The organism is Ruegeria sp. AF2 (assembly GCF_056542025.1).
In genome coordinates this window covers 122877-148124 of the sequence record NZ_JBQFZC010000001.1, presented here as the reverse complement: position 1 = coordinate 148124, position 25248 = coordinate 122877, and the positions used below count along the sequence as shown (strand labels likewise).

The 25248-nt window shown below is 57.0% G+C and carries 24 protein-coding genes; 11 read left to right on the top strand and 13 right to left on the bottom strand.

Annotation, left to right across the window (positions count from 1 at the left end; translation table 11 throughout):
* Positions 1–4: 4 nt before the first annotated feature.
* The 11 genes from ACR0NM_RS00690 to pdeM all read left to right on the top strand — a co-directional run bounded on the left by ACR0NM_RS00690 (position 5) and on the right by pdeM (position 12106).
* Complete coding sequence (locus ACR0NM_RS00690) at positions 5–631, top strand: OmpA family protein (protein ID WP_170397345.1); 627 nt, start codon at positions 5–7, stop codon at positions 629–631.
* Positions 632–832: 201 nt separating this feature from the next.
* Positions 833–2065, top strand: a complete 1233-nt coding sequence (locus ACR0NM_RS00685) for an AAA family ATPase (protein WP_170397347.1) — start codon at positions 833–835, stop codon at positions 2063–2065.
* Positions 2066–2082: 17 nt separating this feature from the next.
* Positions 2083–3522, top strand: coding sequence for a TadA family conjugal transfer-associated ATPase (locus tag ACR0NM_RS00680; protein WP_170397349.1), 1440 nt, complete (start codon positions 2083–2085; stop codon positions 3520–3522).
* A gap of 12 nt (positions 3523–3534) precedes the next feature.
* Positions 3535–4503, top strand: coding sequence for a type II secretion system F family protein (locus ACR0NM_RS00675; protein ID WP_170397358.1), 969 nt, complete (start codon positions 3535–3537; stop codon positions 4501–4503).
* A gap of 11 nt (positions 4504–4514) precedes the next feature.
* Positions 4515–5492 carry a type II secretion system F family protein gene (locus ACR0NM_RS00670; RefSeq protein ID WP_170397360.1) on the top strand — a complete coding sequence of 326 codons (978 nt, stop codon included), beginning with the start codon at positions 4515–4517 and terminating at the stop codon, positions 5490–5492.
* Between the two features lie 52 nt (positions 5493–5544).
* Positions 5545–6087 (top strand): tetratricopeptide repeat protein, encoded by a 543-nt coding sequence (locus ACR0NM_RS00665; RefSeq protein WP_370644360.1) that lies wholly within the window; start codon positions 5545–5547, stop codon positions 6085–6087.
* 30 nt (positions 6088–6117) lie between these two features.
* A complete protein-coding gene (locus ACR0NM_RS00660) occupies positions 6118–6969 on the top strand; it encodes a tetratricopeptide repeat protein (protein WP_170397362.1) in 852 nt (283 codons plus the stop codon).
* A gap of 3 nt (positions 6970–6972) precedes the next feature.
* On the top strand, positions 6973–7518 hold the full coding sequence (locus ACR0NM_RS00655; RefSeq protein ID WP_480612752.1) for a prepilin peptidase: 546 nt from the start codon (positions 6973–6975) through the stop codon (positions 7516–7518).
* 116 nt (positions 7519–7634) lie between these two features.
* Entirely contained in the window at positions 7635–8942 is a 1308-nt protein-coding gene (locus ACR0NM_RS00650) for an ATPase (RefSeq protein WP_170397365.1), read from the top strand.
* Positions 8943–8991: 49 nt separating this feature from the next.
* Entirely contained in the window at positions 8992–11403 is a 2412-nt protein-coding gene (locus ACR0NM_RS00645; protein ID WP_480612750.1) for a ligase-associated DNA damage response DEXH box helicase, read from the top strand.
* A 40-nt stretch (positions 11404–11443) separates the two neighbouring features.
* Entirely contained in the window at positions 11444–12106 is a 663-nt protein-coding gene (gene pdeM / locus ACR0NM_RS00640; protein WP_170424301.1) for a ligase-associated DNA damage response endonuclease PdeM, read from the top strand.
* A gap of 3 nt (positions 12107–12109) precedes the next feature.
* On the opposite strand, the gene ACR0NM_RS00635 is transcribed toward pdeM, so the two are convergent.
* The 13 genes from ACR0NM_RS00635 to tolQ form a co-directional block, all read right to left on the bottom strand.
* On the bottom strand, positions 12110–12694 hold the full coding sequence (locus ACR0NM_RS00635; RefSeq protein ID WP_480612748.1) for a LytTR family DNA-binding domain-containing protein: 585 nt from the start codon (positions 12692–12694) through the stop codon (positions 12110–12112).
* Positions 12695–13068: 374 nt separating this feature from the next.
* Positions 13069–13959: a bifunctional methylenetetrahydrofolate dehydrogenase/methenyltetrahydrofolate cyclohydrolase FolD gene (gene folD / locus ACR0NM_RS00630; protein ID WP_170397373.1), complete on the bottom strand. Its 891-nt coding sequence runs from the start codon at positions 13957–13959 to the stop codon at positions 13069–13071.
* Between the two features lie 53 nt (positions 13960–14012).
* Positions 14013–14318, bottom strand: coding sequence for a chorismate mutase (locus tag ACR0NM_RS00625; protein ID WP_170424305.1), 306 nt, complete (start codon positions 14316–14318; stop codon positions 14013–14015).
* A 57-nt stretch (positions 14319–14375) separates the two neighbouring features.
* A complete protein-coding gene (locus ACR0NM_RS00620; RefSeq protein ID WP_170511397.1) occupies positions 14376–16052 on the bottom strand; it encodes a formate--tetrahydrofolate ligase in 1677 nt (558 codons plus the stop codon).
* A gap of 166 nt (positions 16053–16218) precedes the next feature.
* Complete coding sequence (locus ACR0NM_RS00615; RefSeq protein ID WP_170663875.1) at positions 16219–16794, bottom strand: MOSC domain-containing protein; 576 nt, start codon at positions 16792–16794, stop codon at positions 16219–16221.
* Between the two features lie 96 nt (positions 16795–16890).
* Positions 16891–18807 (bottom strand): ATP-dependent zinc metalloprotease FtsH, encoded by a 1917-nt coding sequence (gene ftsH, locus ACR0NM_RS00610; protein ID WP_170424311.1) that lies wholly within the window; start codon positions 18805–18807, stop codon positions 16891–16893.
* Positions 18808–18884: 77 nt separating this feature from the next.
* Entirely contained in the window at positions 18885–20138 is a 1254-nt protein-coding gene (tilS, locus tag ACR0NM_RS00605; RefSeq protein WP_480612745.1) for a tRNA lysidine(34) synthetase TilS, read from the bottom strand.
* Positions 20135–20965, bottom strand: coding sequence for a tol-pal system protein YbgF (gene ybgF, locus ACR0NM_RS00600; RefSeq protein ID WP_170404791.1), 831 nt, complete (start codon positions 20963–20965; stop codon positions 20135–20137). The genes tilS and ybgF overlap by 4 nt, the downstream gene beginning before the upstream one ends.
* Before the next feature lie 4 nt (positions 20966–20969).
* A complete protein-coding gene (gene pal / locus ACR0NM_RS00595; RefSeq protein ID WP_170397385.1) occupies positions 20970–21473 on the bottom strand; it encodes a peptidoglycan-associated lipoprotein Pal in 504 nt (167 codons plus the stop codon).
* Between the two features lie 86 nt (positions 21474–21559).
* On the bottom strand, positions 21560–22879 hold the full coding sequence (gene tolB, locus ACR0NM_RS00590) for a Tol-Pal system beta propeller repeat protein TolB (RefSeq protein WP_480561153.1): 1320 nt from the start codon (positions 22877–22879) through the stop codon (positions 21560–21562).
* Positions 22876–23979 carry an energy transducer TonB gene (locus ACR0NM_RS00585; protein WP_170612104.1) on the bottom strand — a complete coding sequence of 368 codons (1104 nt, stop codon included), beginning with the start codon at positions 23977–23979 and terminating at the stop codon, positions 22876–22878. Before ACR0NM_RS00585 ends, tolB begins: the two co-directional genes overlap by 4 nt.
* A 15-nt stretch (positions 23980–23994) precedes the next feature.
* Positions 23995–24465, bottom strand: a complete 471-nt coding sequence (tolR, locus tag ACR0NM_RS00580) for a protein TolR (protein ID WP_170424320.1) — start codon at positions 24463–24465, stop codon at positions 23995–23997.
* A 2-nt stretch (positions 24466–24467) separates the two neighbouring features.
* Positions 24468–25163: a protein TolQ gene (gene tolQ / locus ACR0NM_RS00575; protein WP_170397391.1), complete on the bottom strand. Its 696-nt coding sequence runs from the start codon at positions 25161–25163 to the stop codon at positions 24468–24470.
* Positions 25164–25248: the final 85 nt, after the last annotated feature.

Here is a 25248-nt window from a genome sequence, read left to right as displayed (position 1 = left end):
ACCAATGGAAAAGTGGATCATCACACTGGGTCTTTCGGTTGCTGTCGCCGGTTGTACACGCGAGGCCGGGTACGAAATCGATCAGGGCACGTTTGGTAACGCTACACTGAACAACATTCAGGTCATGAATGGTGAGTTGACGTATGGCCAAATCCTCGCGCGGCGTTTCGCTGCCGAGGTGCCAACACAGATCAACTTTGCATTCGATAGCGCGCAATTGGACGCTTCGGCGCAACGAATCCTGTTGCAGCAGGCGGCCTGGATCAAACAGTTCCCCGAGGCGCGGTTCCGTGTCTATGGGCACACGGATGCCGTTGGCTCTGAGGCATATAACAAGCGATTGGGCCAGCGCCGCGCCAATGCCGCCGTTGCATTCCTGACACGACAAGGAATATCGCGCTCACGGTTGGAAGCCGTTGTTTCCTTTGGTAAATCCAGGCCGTTGGTTGCCACCCAAGATCGGGATCGACGCAATCGACGGACAGTGACCGAGGTATCCGGCTTCTTCGACCGGCATCCAAATATTCTGGATGGAAAATATGCGGACGTGATCTATCGCGAATACATCTCAAGCGCGATCCCGATAAGCGATATCCAACGGCAAGAAGACGCCGGTGGTACCAGCGACTAATAAATAGGAAATGGGCGGCATTGTCGCCCATTTCCCTACAATTGGTTCTTTTGCGCCCAATTCTTGCCTAACTTCCAAGCCACTTTGTGAACAATTGGGTGACCTGCGGCCAAAATCGACCGCATCGGGCGACAGCATACCAGAACTGAATCTTCTCGCGTTCAAATGGTTTGCTCAGCCCTCTCGATGAGGATTGTGTTAATGACGAGCGCGACGCCGCAAGACGATAATAACGCCATTTTGGCCTGTACCATCAGCCGTGATGTCCAGAACTTCGACCTTTTGATCGAGGATATGGAAGCTGCGCTGGGCGAACGCTGGGGTGATCTTGGATTTGCCGAAGCGCTTGCGTTCTTTAGCCAACCCGAAGCCAAGACGCTTCAATTTGTAGCGCTGGCGCTCGACGGCGATGATGAAGACAACCTGACACTGATGGGTGAGATCATCACTCAGGCCAAGGAAAAAGGCATCAAAGTTGTCTTGATCGCCGAGGATGTCACCCCTGCCGCATTGCATCAGCTGCTACGCAGAGGTGCGGACGAGTTTGTCCCCTACCCGCTTCCCGAAAATGAACTTCAGGAAGCAATCGATCGTATGCAACAACCCGATCCGGTTGTGGCACCACAAGCAGCGCCTACTGCGACGAACGGCTCCTCGAAAGAAGGGGCGCTTTTTGTCGTACAGGGTCTGGCAGGTGGTGTCGGTTCTACAACCATGGCGGTCAATCTGGCATGGGAACTTGTAACGGTTTCAGCCAAAGAAGCCCCGAAAGTGTGCCTGATCGACCTGGATCTGCAATACGGCACTGTTTCGACCTATTTGGATCTGCCTCGTCATGAAGCCGTGTTCGAAATGCTCTCAGACACGGATTCGATGGACGAAGACTCCTTTGGACAAGCGCTCCAGACGTTTGAAGAGAAGCTGCAAGTTCTAACGGCACCATCTGACATGGTGCCGCTGGACATCATCACGCCTGAGGACATTCAGCGTGTGATCGACACCGCACGCGCGAATTTTGATTATGTCGTCATAGACATGCCAAAAACACTTGTTCACTGGTCAGAAACGGTTCTGCAGGCCGCCCATGTCTATTTTGCGTTGCTTGAGCTGGATATGCGCTCGGCCCAGAACGCATTGCGTCTGAAACGGGCACTGCAGGCCGAGGAATTACCCTTCAACAAACTGCGGTTTGCTATGAACCGGGCTCCTAAATTTACCGATCTCAACGGTAAAAGCCGGGTTAAACGTATGGGTGAAAGTCTGGGTATTTCCATTGATCTGCTTCTGCCCGATGGCGGCAAACCCGTCATGCAAAGCGGCGACCACGGTTTACCGCTGGCAAATTCAGCGGCCAAGAACCCGCTGCGCCGGGAAATCGCCAAATTGGCTCAATCGCTTCATAGCCTTGGCAGTAGTGACGCCGAAGCCGCATAACTCAAAGGGGAGCTGCCGTGTTTTCAAGATACAAAAAACAGCCTTCGGCACAGCCGGTTGAAACCCAGGCGTCGAAAGTCGAGGCCCCGGCAGCAGCAGCTGCGGCACCAGCTGCCAACGCAATTGCGCGCAAGCCGGTCAAGAAAAAGGCGGCAGAAGTTGTTGGAAACGACAAGGAACGCAAGCGCAAGGAACGGCTGGGCGAAATCAAGCTTGAGCTGCACCGCGAGCTTCTTGAAAACCTGAACCTCGCAGCCCTTGAAAAAGCTGAAGAATCAGAACTGCGGACAGAAATCAGCGCGATTGCCAGCGAAGTTCTGGAAGCCCGCAACATCGTTCTGAACCGTGAAGACCGCAGCCAGCTAAACAAAGAGCTTTATGACGAGGTCACCGGTCTCGGGCCGCTGGAAGCGCTGCTACAAGACGACTCGGTCAACGATATTCTGGTCAACGGCCCCCAGCAGATTTTTGTCGAACGGGCCGGTAAGCTTGAGATCAGCGACATCACGTTCAAAGACGAAAAGCACCTGATGCGGATCATCGACAAGATCGTTTCTGCCGTTGGTCGCCGTGTCGATGAATCCAACCCGTATGTTGACGCCCGCTTGGCTGATGGCTCACGTTTCAATGCGATGGTGCCGCCGATCGCGGTGGATGGTTCGCTTGTTTCCATTCGTAAGTTTAAGAAAGACAAGCTCGGCATCGACGATCTGGTCAATTTCGGTGCGTTTACCGAAGAAATGGCAGCCTATCTGCAAGCCGCCGTGTCGACTCGTCTGAATATCATTGTTTCGGGCGGTACCGGTTCCGGTAAAACGACAACGCTGAACGCGCTGTCGAGCTTTATCGACGACGCCGAGCGCATTCTGACCATTGAGGATACCGCGGAACTTCAGCTGCAGCAGACCCATGTGGGTCGGATGGAAAGCCGTCCGCCCAACGTTGAAGGCAAAGGCGAGGTCAGTCCACGCGATTGTTTGAAAAACGCCCTGCGGATGCGCCCCGACCGCATCATCGTGGGCGAGACCCGTGGCGCCGAAGTGATCGATATGCTGCAGGCCATGAATACCGGCCACGACGGATCAATGACCACGATCCACGCGAACTCGGCCCGTGACGGTATCTCGCGTCTTGAAAACATGATCGCCATGGCGGGGATCGAAATGCCGATCAAAGCGGTCCGCAGCCAGATCTCGTCGGCTGTGAATCTGATCGTTCAGGCCAGCCGTCTGCAGGATGGTTCGCGCCGGATGACATCAATCACCGAAATTACCGGCATGGAAGGTGACGTCATCTCGATGCAGGAAATATTTAAATTTCAACGTGTTGGCCTGACCCCCGACAACAAGATCATCGGTCATTTCACCGCCACAGGTGTGCGCAGCCACTATTCCGAGCGCTTCCGTCTGTGGGGCTTCGATCTGCCCGCCTCGATCTACGATCCAACCACGATGTAGGAGAACCAAGATATGCAACTGCCTGTCGAGGCGCTCATCTACATCGTGATTTTCGTCGGGGTCTTTGCCCTGGTCGAAGGTATCTATCTCGTCGCATTCGGAAAATCGATCAGCCTGAACAGCCGCGTCAATCGCAGGCTGGACATGATCGATAAGGGCGTCGGGCGCGAGCAAGTACTGGAGCAGCTGCGCAAGGAAATGCAGCAGCACATGAAATCGCAGAGCATACCGCTCTACTCGCTATTGGCAGACAAGGCGCAGAAGGCGGCAATCGCCTTCTCTCCTCGGCAGTTGATTGTGATCATGGCACTGGTTTCAGGGCTGGCTTTTGTAGGTTTGAGCGTAGGAACAGCGACCGAACCGACGCTTCGGGCGGCTCTATCGGTCGCGATCGGGGTCGGAGCGGTGTACGCTTGGGTCAATAACAAAGCCAATAAACGTATGGCCTTGATTGAAGAACAATTGCCCGACGCGGTGGAACTGATGGTTCGGTCACTTCGCGTCGGAAACCCATTTGTTTCCTCGATCCAAATCGTTGCTAACGAGGTCGAGGACCCCCTTGCGACAGAGTTCGGTGTTATCTCGGATGAATCCGCTTATGGCCGGGATGTCGGTGAAGCACTCAAGGATATGGCAGAGCGGCTGGATATGCAGGATTTACGGTTTTTGGCCGTCGCCGTTTCGATCCAGCAACAATCGGGGGGTAACCTTGCCGATATTTTGGCCGGTTTGGCCAAGGTGATCCGCGCACGTTTCCGACTGTTCCGCCGGGTGAACGCTATCACCGCCGAAGCCAAATGGTCGGGCAAATTCCTGTCGGGTTTCCCGGTCGCCTGTCTTCTGTTCATCATGGTTAAGGACCCGAACTACTACGACGCCGTAATCGACGATCCGCTTTTCATTCCGGCATGTTTCTTTGTCGGTATCACGCTGACCCTGAACCTGATCGTCATGCGTATCCTGACCGACATTAAGGTTTAAGAGGCCCAAAGATGGAATTTTTGAACCAGATCAATGAACTGTTGAAGCAGAACTTGGGTGAATTCGGTCCGCTGATTGTCGTGGGCGTTTTGGGATTGTTCATGATCCTGGTCACGATCCCGCTGATGCTGAACCAGCCGGAAGACCCACTAAAGAAGTTGCAGCGGTCAAATTCACCGCCAAAAAACAACAAGAAAGAAAAGAAAGAACGTCTCAGAACAGCCAGCCGGAACGAACAGCTTGAGAAGTTCGCCAACTTTCTCGAACCAAAGAACGAAGAAGAGTATACCGCCGTTCAACTCAAGTTGAGGCAAGCCGGCTATCAGTCCAAGGACGCGGTTCGTTTCTATCACTTCGCTCAGTTCGCATTGGGCATAATCGGGATCCTGATCGGCGTCTCGCTGGTTACCGTGTTTGCGGGCGATCAGGAATTTGACTCGACACAAATCCTCATTCGCGTTCTGGGACCTGGTATTGCGGGTTACTTCGTGCCCAAATACTGGATCACGCGGCGCGTAGAGGAACGCAAGGAAGCGATCGTAAATGGTTTCCCTGATACGCTCGATCTGATGTTGGTATGCGTCGAGGCCGGGCAGTCCTTGGATCAGGCCATTGTACGGGTCGCGTCTGAGATGAAAGCATCTTACCCAGACATCGCGCTTGAGTTCGAGGTTGTCGCCTACGAAATGAAAGCCGGTAAAGAAAAGGACACCGTTTTGCGCGACTTCGCGACGCGATGCGGCGTTCAGGACGTTAGTGCGTTCGTCACCGTGATGATCCAATCAGCGACATTCGGGACATCCATTGCCGAAGCGTTGCGGGTTTATGCCGATGAAATGCGTGACAAACGCGTGATGCGCGCCGAAGAGGCAGCGAATAAGTTGCCAACCAAAATGACCCTTGCGACAATGATGTTGACCGTCCCTCCTCTGCTGGTCATCCTTGTTGGACCTTCGGCAAAAGGTATTATGGAGTTTGGAAACCGATAACGCCTTCCCGCTTCTTCGCTGGGTTGCCAAATCAGGTTGTTGGCACCTTCGTATGACAATTCAGGCCGCCATGGTTTTCACCATGGTGGCCTCTTGCACTGAAACAGGCGCGACAGACGATCCGTTTGCCCCTGGCGTCGACCCAGATGGGCCTGCGGTAGATGAGGTGACCGTCGGAAACCGATTGATGGCGGCGGGCGAATATGAGCTTGCACTTGAATCCTTCACCCGTGCCGCGTTGCAACAGGGTATGACCCCGCAAATCCTGACTTCGCTTGGGACAGCTAATTTGGGATTGCGCCGGATTGGCCAAGCTGAACCGCTACTGCGTCGTGCTGTCGAGGACGATCCCGAGTGGCCTGTGGCATGGAACAACCTGGGTGTCTTCTTGGTGGAAACGGGCGAATATGCCGAAGCCGCGCAGATGTTCCGCAGAGCCTATGCGCTGGACAATGGCGAAAGTGACGCAATCCGCGACAATCTGCGGTTAGCACTCGCAAAAATGGAAAATCCTGTTAATAATACCCCTCAAGAACAAGAATTTGAACTGGAGCAGCGCGGCAACGGGCAATTTGTTCTGCGTAAAATCCAGTAATAGAGGCAGAGCAGTAAAGGACGCACAAAAATGCGCCAACCCTTCTTGATTCCGACGATGCTGGCGTGCGGGCTGGTTTTGGCCGCCTGCGCAAAGGAAACCGAAGAGGAAAAGGTTGAACGTACTTTTCAGGAAGTGAACGTTATCGACGAGACCAACCTGAATGACGTGATGCTAAATGCGGCCGATCCCAATGAGGCGGTGACCTATTTCCAAAGTGCGGCCGCCAAGAACCCCGACCGCATCGACCTGCAACGAGGACTAGCGATCACGCTGACCCGTGCCAAGCGCAGCACTGAAGCTTCCGCCGCGTGGAAACGTGTGCTGAGCATGAAAGGGGCCAACAACGCCGACCGTGTCGAATACGCTGATGCGCAGATTCGCAGCGGCAACTGGGATGGCGCAAAGGCGACATTGGACAAGATCCCCCCTACATATGAAACCTTTAAACGGTATCGGCTTGAAGCGCTGGTGGCAGATGCCAAAAAAGACTGGAATCGCGCCGACCATTATTACGAAACCGCAGTGGGCCTGACGACCCGCCCTGCCGGAGTCATGAACAACTGGGGCTATTCCAAACTGACGCGCGGGCAATATGCGGAAGCTGAGCGGCTGTTTACCGACGCGATTCGGCAGGACAATTCTATGTTTACCGCCAAAAACAACCTTGTTCTGGCGCGCAGCGCACAGGGCAACTACAGCGTTCCTGTCGTCCCAATGACGCAGACCGAACGGGCGAAACTGTTGAACACCATGGCCATTTCAGCCGTGAAACAGGGGAATATCAACCTGGCCAAGAACCTCTATCGCGAGGCGATTTCCACCCACCCGCAGCATTATGACGAGGCGGTCCGCTCGCTTCGGGCCCTTGAGGACGCCTGATCCATGATCATACCAGCGGCAGCGGCGGCGTGGTTACTACCTTTTGTTCTGCCGATCTGTTTCTACGTTGCCTTTACGGATATGCGTGAGATGCGGATCAAGAACCACGCGGTCATCGCGCTGGCGGTTGTTTATCTCATCGTCGGGCTTATCGCATTGCCACCGTGGTCCGGTCCGTGGATCCCCGGCAACATCGGGCCGTTAACCCTGACCCTGCCTGTCTACGGATGGCAGCTGCTTCACATGGTTGTCGTTCTTGTTATCGGCATCGTGCTAAATGCAGCTGGGGTGATGGGGGCCGGAGACGCGAAGTTCTGCGCCGCTGCCGCAGCGTTTGTCTGGGTCGGTGACCTGATGTGGGTCATGGTGATTCTGACGGCAACTCTGCTGGGAGCGTTCTTTGCCCACCGGCTGGCGAAATACACCCGGCTACGCCAGATCGCACCACATTGGGAAAGCTGGGATCGAGGTAAACAGTTCCCCATGGGTCTGACGCTGGCTGGCAGCCTCGTTGTTTATTTGATTTTGGGCATAATCCACGGATCGTGAACAATCATCAGCGCGCCTTGCCCGCGCCTTTGTCCTGCCACAAATCCGCGCCAAATTCTTCCAAAGCGGCCCCGCAAGGGCCTTTGGCGTGATTTTTGGATGGACGAGCCCCGCTCATGAATATGCAGACCTCCTCTGTGATTGCCCCCCCCGCCCCTAAAGGCTTGGGAGAAATGCAACTTCCGCTGGTGATGATGCGGGACATTCTGTTGAAGACCGTCTTTCGCAAGAACGTGGATACGGTCAGCGAAATCGCGGGTGCCATCTGTCTGCCCGGGTCCGTGACACAGGAACTAGTTGATATCGCACGCGAGCAGAAACTGCTTGAAGCGACCGGGACTCTGAACGCCAACTCCGGCAATGAAATGGGCTATCAGCTGACCGATGCGGGCAAAGCGCGGGCGTTGGACGCGTTGAGCCAGTCTGAATATTTCGGTGCGATGCCGGTGCCGCTCGATGTTTACCGCGAGCAGGTCAAGCGCCAGTCGATCCGCAACATTCAAGTCACCCGCGACCAGCTAACCGGCGCGATGGGCCATCTTGTTCTGCCTGACAGCCTGCTGGATCATCTGGGCCCGGCGGTCAGCGCCGGTCGCTCAATTCTGATGTATGGCCCTCCGGGCAATGGTAAATCCTCGATCTCGAACGGCATTCGTGATGCTTTGGGGGACAACGTCTATGTTCCGCGCGCAATCGAATATGCCGGTCAGGTGATTACGGTCTACGACCCGATCGTGCACACCGCGATCGAGCAAGAAGAGGACGATCCCAACAGTCTGCGCCGCCGCAAGCGGTTCGACACTCGCTATGTTCAATGCGAACGCCCCACCGTTGTGACTGGTGGTGAGCTGTCACTGAGCATGCTGGATTTGGTCTACAACCCCACTGCGCGTACCTATCAGGCGCCTCTGCAGTTGAAATCCACCGGCGGCATCTTCATCGTGGACGACCTTGGACGTCAGGCAGAGCCCCCTCAGGCCCTGATCAACCGCTGGATTGTTCCGCTTGAAGAAAGCAAGGATATCCTTGGCCTGCAATCGGGTGAGAAGTTCGAAGTACCATTCGACACGCTGGTTATATTTTCGACCAACTTCCACCCGAATGAGATTTTCGACCAAGCGGCCCTGCGCCGGATTTTCTTCAAGATCAAAATCGACGGCCCGAACCAAGAGAACTTCCTGAAGATCTTTGCCATGGTCGCCCGCAAGCGCGGTATGCCACTAGACGAGGCGGCGCTAGTGCATTTGCTGAAGGTCAAATACCCGACCATCAACAACATCTACGCAAACTATCAGCCGATCTTCCTGATCGACCAGATGATCTCAATCTGCGAGTTTGAGGGTATCCCGTATCAGATGAGTCCGGACCTGATCGACCGAGCCTGGGCCAACATGTTCGTGAAGGAAGAAAAGATCATTCACTGATCCCCTTGTCCTGGTTTCCATGGCCTGAGGGCTGCGCTAGGTTTGTCGGATGGTGCAGATTCCCCCGGCAATCCAAAACTGGTTTTCGAACAAAGGCTGGTCGATTCATCCGCATCAGCAGGAAATGTTTGAGCGGGCGAATGATCCCGCGACCCTTCTTATCGCTCCAACTGGTGGCGGCAAAACCATGGCCGGTTTTCTGCCTTCCCTGGCCGAGTTGGCGCAGGGGCAGCATGACGGATTGCACACGCTTTATGTGTCTCCTCTCAAGGCGCTGGCAGCGGATATCAGGCGCAATCTGCGCGTTCCCGTCGAGGAAATCGGCCTGCCAATTCGGATCGAAGATCGCACCGGCGACACATCGGCCACGCAGAAGAAACGCCAGCGCGCCGATCCTCCACATATCCTGCTGACCACGCCCGAAAGTCTGGCGTTACTTACTTCATACGAAGATGCTCCGCGCATGTTTGCTGGGGTCCAGCGCATTGTTGTCGACGAAATACATGCACTTGCAGAAAGCAAACGGGGTGATCAATTGATGCTGGCGCTCGCACGATTGCAGACACTCTGCCCCGATCTGCGCCGCGTAGGCTTGTCCGCCACGGTTGAAGACCCCGAAGGCATCGCACGATTTCTAGCCCGCAATCCCGATCCTTGCCGAGTTATTCAGGCTGATCCCGGCCCTGACCCCAATATCTCGATGCTGCAAACACAAGAGATGCCGCCATGGACGGGCGGTGGCGCAGCCTATTCCATCCCCGCTGTGATGGAGCAGATCAAAAAGCACAAGACGACACTTATCTTTCACAATACTCGGGCGCAGGCCGAGATTTTCTTTCACAACCTCTGGCTCGCCAACGACGACGCTCTGCCCATCGGCATTCACCACGGCAGCCTGGATCGGCAACAACGCGAACGGGTCGAGGCTGCGATGGTCAGGGGTGATCTGAGGGCAATTGTCTGCACCGGCAGCCTCGATCTGGGGATCGACTGGGGCGATGTGGATCTGGTGATTCAGATCGGCGCGCCGAAGAACGTCAAGCGGCTAGTGCAGCGGATCGGGCGCGCAAATCACCGCTACAATGCCCCTTCCAAAGCTATTCTCGTCCCAGCCAACCGGTTCGAAGTGGTCGAATGTGTTGCTGCACTGGAAGCTGTGCAAGAACATGATCTGGATGGCGACCCCCGCGGGCCAGGACCCAGGGACGTTTTGTGCCAGCATATTCTGATCGCCGCCGCAGCGGGACCGTTTGATGCAGATGCACTCTACGCCGAAATGACGGCTGCCGGGCCTTATGCGCAGATCACCCGTGCTGAATTCGATGCCTGTTTGGAATTCTGCGCCACCGGTGGATATGCCCTGCGAGCCTATGATCGGTGGCAGAGGCTACAGCAGCGTCCGGATGGAGCCTGGCAATTGCGCGACCCGAGGGCGGCACAGCGTATCCGCATGAACCTTGGCACGATTCAGGACACCGACACGCTGAAGGTTCGGCTTAAGCGCAATCGCGGGGGCAAGCCTCTGGGTGAGGTAGAGGAGGGATTCGCGGCCTCGCTAACCCCTGGTGATACCTTTCTGATCGGTGGTCAGATCGTCCGCTATGAGGGTCTGCGAGAGATGGTGGTCGAGGTCAGCCGCCGCGCTGACCGCAAGCCCAAGATCGCGACCTTTTCGGGTACTAAGTTCGCCACGTCCACCCAGCTGAGCGACCGAATCCTACGGATGTTCGCACAGCCGGATTGGCCTCAACTGCCCGGACATACTGCCGAATGGCTGGGTCTTCAGCGCGAGATATCACGCCTGCCGCAAAGTGACCGCCTGTTGATTGAGAGCTTCCCTGACAGGGGGCGCGAGCATCTATGCGTCTACGGATTTGCCGGCCGCAATGCGCAACAGACGCTGGGCTTGCTGTTGACCAAACGCATGGAGGAAACCGACCTTGCGCCGCTGGGATTTGTAGCCACTGACTATGCCACCTTAATCTGGGGGCTGGATGCGGTGACCGATCCGCGCCCACTATTTCAGTTGGACGCGCTACGAGAAGGATTGGAGACTTGGCTGGCGGGTAACGCCGTGATGAAACGCACATTTCGTGCTTCGGCCACAATCGCGGGGTTGATCGAACGCAACACTGGTGGGCAGCGCAAGAGTGGTCGGCAGGCGACATTTTCGTCAGATATCCTCTATGACACCTTGCTGAAATACGATCCTGACCATCTGCTGATGCAAATCACCCGCGAAGAGGCCATGCGCGGGTTGGTCGATTTCGGACGGATCGAAGCCATGGTCGCCCGGATCGGAGACCGGATTGACCTGCTGCGGCTAGACCGCGTCTCACCCCTGGCGGCGCCTCTGTTCCTCGAAGTTGGCAAAGTCCCCGTCAAGGGCGAAGCCGAGGAACGCCTGCTTGCGGAAGAAAGTGCCCGTTTACTGCAGGCGGCCGGATTGCAACCGGCATAAACCACTTGCGCAATCCGCAAAATCGTATGAAGAACGGATCATGAACAAGATCGCGTTTTCATTTTCCGGCCAAGACCTGACTGCGCTTGGGTCGGGCGCACTATGGTGGCCGGAACAGGGCTTGCTCTGTGTTTCCGATCTGCATTTAGGCAAATCCGAACGGATCGCCCGCAGAGGCGGCCCGACCTTGCCGCCGTATGACAGCCGCGAAACATTGACCCGATTGGCAAGTGATCTTGCCCGTACCGGTGCCACGACGGTCATCTGTTTGGGGGACAGCTTTGACGATCTCGATGCCTCGGGCGCGTTGGCTGCCGAGGATAGGCAACAGATCACCGCAATGCAGGCTGGTCGACGTTGGATCTGGATCGAGGGGAACCATGACCCCGGCCCGGTAGAAATGGGCGGCACACATCTGTCCGAGTGGGCTTGCCACGATCTAATTTTTCGCCATATCGCCCAGCAAAACAGTGCAGGTGAAGTCTCGGGCCACTACCACCCCAAAGTTAACCTGAATGCCCGAGGGCGCTCGATCACCCGCCCGGCTTTTTTGTTGGATCAATCACGTCTGATCCTTCCAGCTTATGGCGCTTACACTGGGGGGTTGCGCAGTTCAGCAGAGGCTCTGAGCGGCATCATGGCACCGGATGCGCGGGCAATTCTGACCGGCGCGCAGCCTCAACTCATCCCGATGCCCAGATAGGTTCTAGAGCAACCCGTCGTCCACGAGCTGTTGCTTGTATTTCCTGCTGACAGGAACCTGATCGCCGTTGCTGAGGTGCAAAAAGGATTTTCCCTTTTCTTTTTCGACCCCAACAATCGCCGAATCCACGACCCAGTGTGAACGGTGCGTACAATGGCCTTGTACCGGCTCCATCTCGGCAATCGCGTCGGTAAAGCGCGAGCGGATTGTAAACGTGCCATCGGACGTGACCACATCGACATAGTGATCGCGCACGGTCAACCGATAAACCTGACCCTCAAACTTGGCAGACAAACGATTGAAAAGACGTGGTCTGGGTTCGAATACCGGTGCTGCAGTTTCTTCCCGCTGACGCACAAGCAAAAGTCCGGTGGCGAAGAGAAGACCATAAGGGGCGACTTTCAATATGCCCGGTGCCATCAATCCATTTAGCGTGAACAGAATCCAGGTCAGCAACCACAGCGATGGGGCAAACAATGTCAGGATCAACAGGACGAAGGCAAAATCACGGACCAACAATCCGGATCGATTTAGCCGTTCGCGTACTAGCTTTCCAGCCGACCAAGTCGCTGCAAGCGCGAGCAGCATAACACCTGTCCAGAACACCATCCGCTGACTGAATGGCAGTGTCATATCCCGAAAGGGGGCAAAGGAATACGCCAATAAAGGAATAAAAACGAGGCCCGCCACTACCCGTTGAATGCTTATTAACGAGAAGATCGGACTCAGCTTCATCATACCAGGTAACGCACCCCGCCAAAGGTAAAACCATGAAACACGAACAGACAGGATTATAACCCCTTAAACGGCTGGAATAGAAGGATTATCACCGACCGACGCTAGGTCAAGTCAAGATGTAGTTATATAAATATCCTAATCTAATGAAAAAGGCCGGAGAGCTTTTCGCGCTCCGGCCAATTCAATCATGGACGTTGCTCCCGGATTGAACACCGAGGCTGCTATTAAGCAGTCAGACCTTCAGGTTCAGGCAAGCCGTTTGCGCGGCAAGCCGCGGTGAGCGTGTTCGCAAGGAGGCAGGCGATCGTCATAGGGCCAACTCCGCCGGGAACAGGGGTAATCGCACCAGCGCGTTCTGCCGCAGTGGCGTAGTCAACGTCGCCAACCAGCTTGTTCTTGCCGTCGCGTTCGATCCGGTTGATGCCGACATCGATCACGGTTGCGCCTTCCTTGATCCAGTCACCCGGAACCATCTCGGGGCGACCAACTGCGGCGACCACAATATCAGCACGGCGCACAACATCGGGAAGGTCTTTGGTGCGGCTATGCGCGATGGTCACGGTGCAACTGTCGCCCAGAAGCAACTGCGCCATCGGCTTACCCACGATGTTCGACCGACCGATCACTACAGCATCCATGCCGGACAAAGAGCCGTGGTGATCGCGCAACATCATCAGACAGCCCAGCGGAGTGCACGGCACCATTGACTTCTGACCTGTTCCCAGCAGGCCCACATTCGAGATGTGGAACCCGTCCACATCCTTTGCCGGATCGATCGAGTTGATCACCAGATCTTCGTTCAGATGCTTGGGCAGCGGCAGTTGCACCAGAATGCCGTGCACCGCAGGGTCATTGTTCAGTTTGTCAATCAGCGCCAGCAGGTCCGCCTCGGACGTGTCCACATCCAGCTTGTGCTCGTACGAGTTCATGCCGACCTCGACGGTCATCTTGCCCTTGGACCGGACATAGACCTGGCTGGCCGGGTCTTCGCCCACCAGAACCACCGCCAGACCGGGGGTGATGCCGTTCTCTTCTTTCAGCTTTGCAACCTGGTCAGCCACCTGAGCGCGCACTTTGGCGGCAAAGGCCTTTCCGTCGATAACCTGCGCTACCATTCTTTGATCCCTTCTTTCACAAAACGGATCGGGCGCACTAGGCGCCCGTTTCTTCAGTCTGGGCCGAGCACGCGTTCTTCGCGGGCAATCGACCAATCAATCAGTATACGCCAGAGCTTTTCGGCAAGATCGGGGTCCATACCCAACTCATCCGAGCTCTTGCGGACGCGCTGCACCACATCTTCGACACGTTCCGGGATGCGGGCTGGCAGGCCCTCGCCGGGTTTCAGCTGCGACGCGCGGTCGATATAGGTTGCGCGCTTTACCAGCAACCCAATCAATTGGCGGTCCAGCTTGTCGATCTGAGGCCGCAATTCCTTCATCGAATGACAGTCTTGCGGAGGTATCAGAGTGGGCATTTTGGTCTCCTGCGGCCCGGGGATATCCCCGGACCACGAGATGTCTTATTTGAGCGCTTAGAACAAGCCCTCGATCTCACCTGCGTCGTTAAGGCAGATGGTTTCGGCGGCCGGTTTGCGCGGCAGACCGGGCATGGTCATGATCTCACCGCAGACAACGACGATGAAACCAGCTCCGGCGCTCAGGCGAACCTCACGCACCGGAACCGAATGGCCGGTGGGCGCGCCGCGCAGCGACGGATCGGTCGAGAACGAATACTGGGTTTTCGCCATGCAGACCGGCAGGTTGCCATAGCCTGCTTCTTCCCATTCGCGCAGCTGGTTGCGGATCTTGTTGTCGGCCAGAACTTCGTCGGCGCGATAGATACGCTTGGCGATAGTTTCGATCTTCTCGAACAGCGGCATGTCGTCTGGGTAGATCGGTGAGAAGTTCGCGGCACCATTTTCGACGATTTCGACAACTTTTTCGGCCAGAGGCGCAGAGCCATCCGAACCCAGCTCCCAGTGACGCGACAGGATTGCCTCAACACCATGCTCGCCGCAGTAGTCCTTGACCGCCTGAACTTCGTCATCGGTGTCGGTGACGAAGTGGTTGATCGCGACGACAACCGGAACACCGAAGGATTTGACGTTTTCGATGTGGCGACCCAGGTTGGCACAACCTGACTTCACAGCGTCAACGTTTTCCGCACCCAAGTCAGCCTTGGCCACGCCGCCATTCATTTTCATCGCGCGCACGGTGGCAACCAGTACCACTGCCGACGGAGCAATACCCGCCTTGCGGCACTTAATGTTCATGAACTTCTCGGCACCGAGGTCAGCACCAAAGCCCGCTTCGGTGACAACATAGTCGGCCACTTTCAGAGCGGTTTTGGTTGCGATGACTGAGTTACAGCCGTGCGCGATGTTCGCGAACGGGCCGCCGTGGACGAAGGCCGGGTTGTTTTCCAGCGTCTGCACCAGGTTCGGCTGCATAGCGTCTTTCAGCAGAACCGTCATAGCGCCTTCTGCCTTGATGTCGCGGCAGTAAACCGGGGTCTTGTCGCGGCGGTAAGCAACAATAATGTCGCCCAGACGCTTCTCCAGATCTTTCAAGTCGTTTGCCAAGCAGAGGATCGCCATGACTTCGGACGCCACGGTGATGTCAAAGCCTGCTTCACGCGGGAAACCATTCGACACGCCGCCCAGAGACGCCGTGATCTGACGCAGAGCACGGTCATTCATGTCGACGACGCGGCGCCATGCAACGCGGCGTGTGTCGATTTCCTGCTCGTTACCCCAATAGATATGGTTGTCGATCATCGCCGACAGCAGCGAGTGGGCCGAGGTGATGGCGTGGAAGTCACCTGTGAAGTGCAGGTTCATTTCTTCCATCGGAACAACCTGCGCGTAACCGCCACCTGCGGCGCCGCCCTTCATGCCGAAGTTCGGGCCAAGCGAAGCTTCGCGGATACAGATCATCGCGTTCTTGCCGATGCGGTTCAAGCCGTCGCCCAGACCTACGGTGGTGGTGGTCTTGCCTTCACCTGCGGGAGTTGGGTTGATCGCGGTCACCAGGATCAGTTTGCCGTCTTCGCGGTCCTGTACCGAGTTGATGAAGTCCTGGCTGACTTTGGCCTTGTCATGGCCGTAAGGCAGCAGATCATCGCTGGAGATACCCAGCTTCGCGCCGATTTCCTGAATCGGCTTTTTGTTCGCCTCGCGGGCAATCTCAATGTCGGATTTGTAGCTCATTGGGCAGGGTCCCTGATTGAATTCCGTGCAAAACCGACGCACGGGCGTCGGCGCTGCGCAACATATACTGACGTACACAACTCTGATGGCTAAGGATTCCGACATTTTCATGCCGCGAAACGGCGTTGCGAGAAATCGTAATACGCAAATCGGAAACGGATTGAACCTATGGGTTCCAAAGGGGCTGATCCGGCACAAACAATTGCATCTTGTCGCCGCGTTTCAGAGCCCCCGGGCGTTCGACCCAAGCCGTTATCCCGCGTCGCCCTTGGGCCGCAGGTTTGAATGCCGCCCCGTAACCAGTGTGATCCGCCTCGATCTCACGGCCCGGAAGAACGCAGGGGGCGTTTTCCATGTCCACAGTGATCGTTAAACCGCTCTCGGCCTGCAACCGCGAAGATGGAGGGATATGAGAGAAATCGGGAATGCCCTTCAGGACAATCGAAGCCCCAAGGTAAGACGGATCAAGCGTTGCCAACTCCATCTCAGCCGCAATATCACCCAATTCCTCTGCCGACAGCACTGACAGTTGCCGCACATTCCGGATCTCGGTGCCCTTTTGATAGAGATTCGCTACTCGAACACAGGACGCCCTATTGAGCCCCTGATGCCGTTCCCCCTGAACGCCATCAAAATTCAGGTCCAAATCGTTGACAGGCTTGGCCCGCAAAGACTGGCCTGCTGGAACATGGCCCAGCCATACCACCTCGGCTGAATATTCTGTTTCACGCAAGAATGGCATGAGGCGCCCCCCCTTCAATGACAGGTTAGCAGGCATAATGCCCAGCAACGCCCTGATGAAAAGAGAAAACCCGGAGGCTGGCTCCGGGTTTTGCAATTATGCGGTGGGTTCTGGTTCCATCCCGCCATCTGGTGGCGATTTCTTGGACTTGGTCTTCGGGATGGCAGTCACGCTGGGGGCGTTGCCCTCATCGGGGCTGTCGCCCTCATCATCGCTTTCGGTGGGCGGTTCGCCATTCATGACGCGCTTGATCTCATCGCCGGTCAAGGTTTCGTATTCCAGCAAACCTTGCGCCAGACGCTCCCATTCCTCGTTCTTATCGGTCAGGATCTTGTGCGCGCGCTCATAGCCTTGCTGGATCAGGCGCTTCACCTCTTCTTCGATCAGCTCTTTGGTATGCGCGGACACGGAGAAACCGGCAGTATTGCCCTGATAGCCTTCATGGGCTTCGGCATAGTCGATATTGCCGACCTTGTCCGACATGCCCCAGCGCATCACCATGGCGCGCGCCAACTGGCTGGCCTGCATGATATCGCCCGCAGGGCCGTTCGACACGTGATCTTCGCCGTATTTAATCACCTCGGCGGCCTTGCCTGCCATAGTCATGGCCAGCTTCTGCTCACACTCATCGCGGTGATAGTTCAGACGATCCATTTCGGGCAGTGACACAACCATACCCAGCGCACCACCGCGCGGAATGATGGTCGCCTTATAGACCGGATCGCACAGCGGCAGTTCCAGACCCACAACGGCATGGCCGGCCTCGTGATAGGCAGTTTTTTCCTTCTGGTCCTGCGTCAGCACCATCGAACGGCGCTCGGCCCCCATCATCACCTTGTCTTTGGCGTTCTCAAAGTCCTCCATGGTGACAAAGCGACGACCCACACGCGCGGCCATCAAAGCTGCCTCGTTCACGAGGTTCGCCAGATCGGCACCCGAGAAGCCCGGCGTGCCGCGCGCGATAATGCGCAGGTCGACATCGGGGCCCAGAGGCGTCTTGCGCGCGTGAACGCCCAGAATCTTCTCGCGGCCTTTGATGTCGGGGTTGCCAACAGTTACGTTGCGGTCAAACCGGCCCGGACGCAGCAGCGCAGGGTCCAGAACGTCCTTACGGTTGGTGGCCGCCAGAATGATCACGCCTTCATTGGCCTCGAAACCGTCCATCTCGACCAGCAGCTGGTTGAGAGTCTGTTCGCGTTCGTCGTTACCGCCGCCATAGCCAGCACCACGATGGCGCCCCACGGCGTCAATTTCGTCGATGAAGACGATACAAGGCGCGTTCTTCTTGGCTTGCTCAAACATGTCACGCACACGCGATGCACCAACACCAACGAACATTTCAACGAAATCGGAACCCGAGATCGTAAAGAACGGCACACCCGCCTCGCCCGCAATCGCACGGGCAAGCAGCGTCTTACCAGTGCCCGGAGGGCCAACCAGCAGCGCGCCTTTGGGAATCTTACCGCCCAAACGCGAAAATTTCTGCGGGTTGCGCAGGAATTCCACGATCTCTTCCAGCTCTTCCTTGGCCTCGTCGATGCCCGCAACGTCGTCGAACGTCACCCGGCCGTGCTTTTCGGTCAGCATCTTGGCCTTGGACTTGCCAAAACCCATCGCGCCACCTTTGCCGCCACCCTGCATCCGGTTCATGAAATAGACCCAGACGCCAATCAACAGCAGGAAGGGCAGCAGCGTGATCAGGAACGACTGGAAACCCGATTGCTGCTGTTTTTCAGCACGTACGGGGATGTTCTTGTCGATCAGCAGCTTCGTCACCTCGGCATCGGTGGGTTTGATGGTGACAAAGTCCTGATTCTCATTCGTGCGATAGCGGATCTGTTCGCCATCTAGCGTCACGCTGGTGACGTCTCCGGCGTCCACGGCGCTGACGAATTCGGAATAGGTGCGTTCATTGTTCTGAAGCGACCCGCTGGGTCCACTGAACAGGTTGAACAGTGCCAGGATCAGCAGAAACAGAACGACCCAGAAGGCGATGTTGCGAGCGTTGCCCAAGGAAAATCTCCCGAAAGGTTTCGGCAGGTGGGGACCTGCCGGGGTTGTTCCTTAAAATAGAGAGGATTGTGGCAGGTTCAATGAGATAAAATCACCGCATCGAAGTCGGACCTTTCTGGAAGCAGTTCGGCCCGCCATTCGTTTGCAAAACCGACCAGGGGTGCAGCCAATAGAGTGCCTTCGGCCCAAACCGAGGGCGTCGACAACACTGCAGCGCGAGGTTTGCCCACAGAGCGCCAGTTTTCCAGCTGCAATATACCATCCTCACCAAGCGCCCGGATTTCCGCAACTTCAGTTTTTGGCCCGGACATAATCCAACGCCTGTCCCAAGGTTCTGAGGGGCGCGCGTGCTGATTGCTGACGGCGTTTAGCTCTCTGCAAATCCAAGTTTTTTTGCCTTCCGGGATTAAAATGCATCCCCCCAGGGTGGCCGTCTGAGCAGACGAAATCGCATCCAGCACTTGATCCACCGCTTTGTGTCGCGGCGGATATTCTCCCCCTGCGATCCATGAAACAGACGCAATCACAAGCCGACGACAGATTTCTTCGGGCAGAGTTTCGAACCCATCGCGATCGATGCAAAGATCGCCATCCGCCACCGTGAAGAACCGGAGAGCGGATTCCTGCGCGTATTGCGCCAATGCTTCACGCGCTTGTGCCATATTTTCAGCGACCCGTGATAATGACTCTGCCGTGATCCCGATTTGATTTAATCCTAACAGGGCCTGGCGGGCTTTGATCCGGTCAAAACGAGGGTCCTGATTCGACGGATCATCAATCCACGAAATACCTTGCGCCGTCAGATATTCCCGAAGATCGGAGCGTGTCGTGGACAGCAATGGGCGCAGCAATGTGACCAGACCTTCTTTTCGCGATACAGCCATGGCCGAAAGCCCCGAAACGCCCGAAGCACGGGCCAGCCGCATCAGTACCGTTTCAGCCTGATCATCCTCCGTGTGGCCCAGCGCAACTGCCTCTAGGCCCTTCGATTCGGCCCACGCGACCAGCAACCGGTATCTCGCACGCCGCGCCTGATCCTGCAGATTTCCGGATCCATCCCACCCCTGCCATTTCAGCGTTTCATGAGGAATGCCTAAGCGCTGCACCAGTGTCGCGACGGCCAAGGCCTCTGACGCAGATTCAGCTCGCAGGCCGTGATCAACGGTCGCCGCAAACAGCTCGATCTGCTCTTGTCGCGCGATATCAACAAGTAATCGCAACAGGGCAGTCGAATCACTGCCCCCTGAAACCGCCACCCCCAGACGGCGCGGCAGTGGATCCGGCAGACCCGCCCGCAGATTTGCCCGAAGCGTATCGGCGTCAGAGGTCAAGAACAGCCCAGCGTTGCCATTTCCTGTGTGGCCGAAGCAGCTGGTGCCGATGCCGGAAACCGAACGCCAACTTCGCCGAGAGTGATGCAAGCCTGATCGGTTTGGCCCAGCTGTCCAAGCGCTGCGCCCAACTCAAACAACGCCTCGGGTGCCAGAGGCCCTTCGGAGTCGCCCGTGAAGCTGGCCAGAAAGGCGCGCGCCGCTTCGCGTGTATCGCCCACCCCTTTCAGCGCCTGCCCGCGCCGCAGGTTGGCTTGGCTCGCCAGCGGGCTGCCCGGATAGGACTGGTCGAATTGCGCAAACAGATCGGCCGCGGTCTGGAAATCTCCATCCACCAGGGCCTGCGAAGCGGCATCAAAATCCGCTTGTTCACCGACTGCAAGCTCACCCTGATCAGTGACCGTGGGTTGCGTAGGGTTGGGGGTGGGTGCCACAGCCACATCGGTGGATGTCTCACCACCCAGCGTTGAGGTTTCGCCCAGCGCGCTCAGATCACCGCCTTCAAGCTCAACCAGACGAAACTCCAAATCACCGATACGGTTGGTGCCATCGGTCACGACATTCTGCACCCGTTGGTTCAACTGCTCGGTCTGACGAGTCAGGCGCTGTAGTTCGGCCTCGATCGCATCAACGCGCTCAAGCACGGAACTGCCGGACAGGTTTGGCGCAGGGGAACCAGTGGTTGAAAACTCGCGCTTGAGACGCTGAATTTCCACATGCAGCACGGTTAATTCCTGACGGATATCCGCCAGCGTCTGCTGATCCTGTGCCTGTGCCATACCAGCGACGGTCACGACCGCCGCCAGAACCAAACCTGCAATTCGCATCATCTTACCCCAAGGTTGAACCGGTCAGCACCGTCACCGCGCGGCGGTTTTTCGAATAGCAATCCTCGGTGCTGCAAATTTCGATCGGGCGTTCTTTGCCATAGCTTACGGTGGTCAACCGGTTGCCTGCCACCCCACGTGAGATCAGATACTCCCGCGCCGCATTGGCCCGACGAGCTCCAAGCGCAAGGTTGTATTCGCGCGTGCCCTGCTCGTCCGCATGGCCTTCGATATTGGCGACAAAATCCGGATTGGCGAGCAGCCAATCGGCCTGACCTTGCAGAATCGTCTGCGCCTGCGGGCTGAGCGTGGACTGATCGACCGCGAACAGAACCCGGTCACCAACTGTCTGCTGGAAATAAGCCGGTGAGCGCGGATCACTGGGTGAGCCCGGAACCAGTGCGCCGCTGCCACCAGCGCCGCCACCCAGAGCCGACGGATCATTATTGGAACAGGCCGCAATCAGGGTCAGCGCCCCAATTGCCGCGACTTTGCTCAACAGTTTCATCTCAAGTGCCTCGTGTTTCGTTGTTTATTGCCGCGCTTCTATCACATTGCGGGTTTGTTGTGAACTTTACCTGCTGTCTGTTCCGATCAATTCTGCAGTGGCCCCCAAGACGGGTCGCTACCGCCATCCGGCGTTCTAACAGGACGCAAGTTACGGCCCGAAATATCCACAGAGTAAAGCGTCGATCGACCGCTTGCACCCTGCGTTTCGCGGGTGAACATGATGACCCGCCCGTTTGGCGACCAAGTGGGACCTTCGTCCAGGAACGAGGCGGTCAAAAGGCGCTCTTCGCTGCCATCCGTGCGCATAACACCGATGTGGAAGCGACCTTTGTTCTGCTTGGTAAAGGCAATCAAGTCACCACGCGGAGACCAGACCGGCGTGCCATAGCGGCCTTGCCCAAAACTGATCCGCGTTGCCTCGCCTCCGTTGGCGGGCATGATGTAAAGCTGCGGAGTGCCCGACCGGTCGCTTTCAAACACGATCCGACTGCCATCCGGCGCATAGCTTGGTGCAGTTTCAATCGCGGGCGTATTGGTAAGTCGCACGCTTTGGCCCGAGGCTAGATCCATTTTCCACAAATCCGTGTTTCCGCCCTGGGTCAGAGAATAAACGATCGAACGGCCATCGGGTGAGAAACGTGGCGAAAAGCTCATGGTGCCTTCCTGCGTCGGCAATTCCTGCCGTTTCACACGGCCTACATCCAGTAGATAAATACGCGGCTGACCGGTCTCGTAGCTGGTATAGAGCAACTGGTCGCCCGTCGGTGAGAACCGAGGCGCCAGAACAATCGCTGCGCTGTCGGTCAGATACTGCACATTAGCGCCGTCGTAATCCATTATGGCCAACCGTTTGCGCCGTTGATCCTTTGGGCCGCTCTCCGACACGAACGCGACACGGCTGTCGAAATAGGCGCCCTCTCCCGTGATCCGGGTATAAACCTGATCCGCGACCTTATGCGCCATGCGCCTCCAACCGTCGGTTGTTCCTGCAAACTGCAAACCGTTGCCGAGTTCCTGCCCCGAGAAGACATCCCAAACCCGGAACCGGACCGTCAGGCGCTTGCCCGACACGTTGACCGCCCCTGTCACCAGTGCTTGAGCGTTGATCGCCTTCCAATCAGCGAACTGTACCGGCGCATCGAAACTGCTGACGCGGCTGATATATGCATCCGACGAGATTTCACGAAACAGGCCCGTTCCGGTCAGGTCAGACACGACCACCCCCGAGATATCTTGTGCATATTGTGCCGCCGAGGGACCGTCAGGCACAAAGCTTGGCACGGCAAACGGCATAGGTTCGATGATCCCTTCATCGATTTCCAGACGCAGCGGGCCACTTTGGGCGTAAGCCGAGGTCGAAAGAAGGGTCAGGCCAATTAAGAGGCTGGTCAGAAGTTTCATCATTTGATCCGCATCCTCTCGGGATTGAATGTAATCTCAATATCCTGCCATTGATCGTATTTGTCAGCAGGTAGGTCATATCCTTTAGACCCACAGCGCAAAATTGCGCGCCGCGCGGCTTCGTAGGCTTGTTTTGCTGATGCGGCTGAGCCGCCTGAACTGTCGAGTAGCTGCAAACTGCCGCCAACCACTTTGCCATCTCTGGTTAACGAAAACCCGACAACAACCACGGTTTCCAGCGCATCCGTCGACAGGGACCCGACATTCCAACACCGCGACACCGCAACCCGCATCGCGTCTTTTTCACCGCTTGTCAGTGGTGGGCCCGAAGGTTCGGTGCCATTGCCCAATGCTTCGGCCAAGGCGTCATTGATCGCTTGCTCGTTTTGCGCAGGTTCAGTCGGCGCGGGCTCGGGCGTTTCTGCAACCTCAGGCTCTGGCTGGGGTGCCGGCCGGTTCGGGCGCACGCGCGGACGAGGAGAAGTTCGCGGGGCCGGATCTTCGACTTCTTCCGCCTCGGTCACAATCTCGGGCGCGGCCTCTTCCGGTGCCGTTTGATCTTGCTGTTCTTGTTGGATTTCCGCCCCTTCATCCAGCGAAACCGGAGGGGTTTCAATGTCATCCGGCTTGGCCTCGGGCGGAGGAGGAGCAATCTGCTCGGGCGCGATCTTATCCGCAGGGCTTGGTTCGGCCTCTGGGCCCGGAGGCGCAGGAAGCGCCGCCAGCTCAGGCTCGGGCTCTTCAAGCGTCGGAGGTTGTTCGATCAGTTCGGGCTCGGGCGGGACTTCCACCGTTTCCGGTTCCGGCTCGGGCTCAGGTTCCGGCTCGGGCTGGGCAACCGGCTCAGGTTCGGGCGTTTCTTCCGGTGTCGGGTCCAGTATTTCGATCTTATCAGGTTCTGCAGGCTGTTGCAGTTCAGCCGGGTCAGTCGGCACCTCGGGTGCCTCGCGTTGCGCGGTCATGGCCGCAAACTGCTCAGCCGAGATCACCGAGACATCCTGTACAGCCATCGGCAACGGCTCGGACCGGAAGGTCCCGCCGATCAGCGCCCAGCCAATCAGGCTGACATGCGCAATTGCCGAAATCTTGGTGCCGGTATCCACCGCGCAGCCTCACTCTCACCCTTCGTCCAGCGTTGGCCCGCCGGTATCAGTCACAAGGCCAACGTTGGAAAACCCGCCCGCGTTCAAAGCACCCATGACCTGCATCACTTGCGCATATGGAATCGCGCCGTCAGCACGCAAGAACACGCGGTCGCTGCTGCGCTCAGCTGCGATCGCGCGCAGCTTACCGATCAGTTCTTCGCGCAGCACATCCGTGGTCTGGATCTGCACGCGCCCATCTGCGGTCAGGGTCACGGTCAGCGGCTCTTCGTTGTCACCGGGTAAGGCACTTGCGGCAGTCTTGGGCAGATCGACAGGTACGCCGACGGTCAACAATGGGGCCGCCACCATAAAGATGATCAGCAACACCAGCATGACATCAACAAAGGGCGTCACGTTGATCTCGGCCATCGGTTGGGCGCGCCCGCGCCGCCGTCCGCGCCTGCGTCCGTTCCCGCCCGAGCTTTGCTGAACTGCCGCACCCATCGTCAGCTATCCAACTGACGCGACAGGATAGTGGCGAATTCATCGGCAAAGGCCTCGTAGCCGCCGACGATGCGGTCACTGTCTGCGCTGAGTTTATTATAGAATATCACCGCCGGGATCGCGGCCAGCAAGCCAAGACCGGTGGCCAGCAACGCCTCGGCAATACCCGGGGCCACAACGGCGAGGTTTGTGTTCTGCTGCTCGGCAATCTCGATAAAGGCATTCATGATGCCCCAAACGGTGCCAAACAGGCCGATAAACGGCGCTGTCGATCCGACAGTGGCCAGAATGGGCAACCCTTTTTGCAGACCCTCAGCCTCTTTCGCGATCGCCACGTCCATCGAGCGATCGATCCGCGCCGTCGCCCCTGCGATCAAGCCGCCATCGGTGCGGTGCGAGCGTCGCCACTCGATCATCCCCGCCGCGAAAATCTTTTCGGAACTGCCATCGGGCTGGGTTCCGATCTGCTCGAACAGCTCATCCAGCGGATTGCCAGACCAGAAGCTTTCATCGAATACCTGCGCCTCGCGCCGCGCGGCTCGGTAGTTGATCAGTTTCTGAATGATAATGCCCCAGGACCAGATGGATGCACCGATCAGCATCAACATCACCAGTTTGACGATAAAGGTCGCGCGGGCATACAGCCCCCACATGGAGAAATCGATCTCCTGCGCCAGCGCCAGAGTTTCAGCTTCCATGAACCTGCTCTTTGTTTTGCCTGATGGCCATTTGGCCTTGTTTTGCCAAACGCTAACGCAGATGGAGATGAAAAGCCAACAGAAC

Coding starts and splice junctions, on each gene's coding strand:
- ACR0NM_RS00615 (WP_170663875.1), bottom strand. CDS start 16,794: ATGCCATTCTTGCGTGAAACAGAATATTCAGCCGAGGTGGTATGGCTG.
- ACR0NM_RS00670 (WP_170397360.1), top strand. CDS start 4,515: ATGGAATTTTTGAACCAGATCAATGAACTGTTGAAGCAGAACTTGGGT.
- ACR0NM_RS00635 (WP_480612748.1), bottom strand. CDS start 12,694: ATGCTGCTCGCGCTTGCAGCGACTTGGTCGGCTGGAAAGCTAGTACGC.
- folD (WP_170397373.1), bottom strand. CDS start 13,959: ATGGTAGCGCAGGTTATCGACGGAAAGGCCTTTGCCGCCAAAGTGCGC.
- ACR0NM_RS00620 (WP_170511397.1), bottom strand. CDS start 16,052: ATGAGCTACAAATCCGACATTGAGATTGCCCGCGAGGCGAACAAAAAG.
- ACR0NM_RS00650 (WP_170397365.1), top strand. CDS start 7,635: ATGAATATGCAGACCTCCTCTGTGATTGCCCCCCCCGCCCCTAAAGGC.
- tolR (WP_170424320.1), bottom strand. CDS start 24,465: ATGGGTGCGGCAGTTCAGCAAAGCTCGGGCGGGAACGGACGCAGGCGC.
- ACR0NM_RS00660 (WP_170397362.1), top strand. CDS start 6,118: ATGCGCCAACCCTTCTTGATTCCGACGATGCTGGCGTGCGGGCTGGTT.
- ACR0NM_RS00645 (WP_480612750.1), top strand. CDS start 8,992: ATGGTGCAGATTCCCCCGGCAATCCAAAACTGGTTTTCGAACAAAGGC.
- tolQ (WP_170397391.1), bottom strand. CDS start 25,163: ATGGAAGCTGAAACTCTGGCGCTGGCGCAGGAGATCGATTTCTCCATG.
- ybgF (WP_170404791.1), bottom strand. CDS start 20,965: ATGCGAATTGCAGGTTTGGTTCTGGCGGCGGTCGTGACCGTCGCTGGT.
- tolB (WP_480561153.1), bottom strand. CDS start 22,879: ATGATGAAACTTCTGACCAGCCTCTTAATTGGCCTGACCCTTCTTTCG.
- ACR0NM_RS00675 (WP_170397358.1), top strand. CDS start 3,535: ATGCAACTGCCTGTCGAGGCGCTCATCTACATCGTGATTTTCGTCGGG.
- ACR0NM_RS00665 (WP_370644360.1), top strand. CDS start 5,545: ATGACAATTCAGGCCGCCATGGTTTTCACCATGGTGGCCTCTTGCACT.
- pdeM (WP_170424301.1), top strand. CDS start 11,444: ATGAACAAGATCGCGTTTTCATTTTCCGGCCAAGACCTGACTGCGCTT.
- ACR0NM_RS00655 (WP_480612752.1), top strand. CDS start 6,973: ATGATCATACCAGCGGCAGCGGCGGCGTGGTTACTACCTTTTGTTCTG.
- ACR0NM_RS00685 (WP_170397347.1), top strand. CDS start 833: ATGACGAGCGCGACGCCGCAAGACGATAATAACGCCATTTTGGCCTGT.
- ACR0NM_RS00625 (WP_170424305.1), bottom strand. CDS start 14,318: ATGCCCACTCTGATACCTCCGCAAGACTGTCATTCGATGAAGGAATTG.
- ACR0NM_RS00690 (WP_170397345.1), top strand. CDS start 5: ATGGAAAAGTGGATCATCACACTGGGTCTTTCGGTTGCTGTCGCCGGT.
- pal (WP_170397385.1), bottom strand. CDS start 21,473: ATGAAACTGTTGAGCAAAGTCGCGGCAATTGGGGCGCTGACCCTGATT.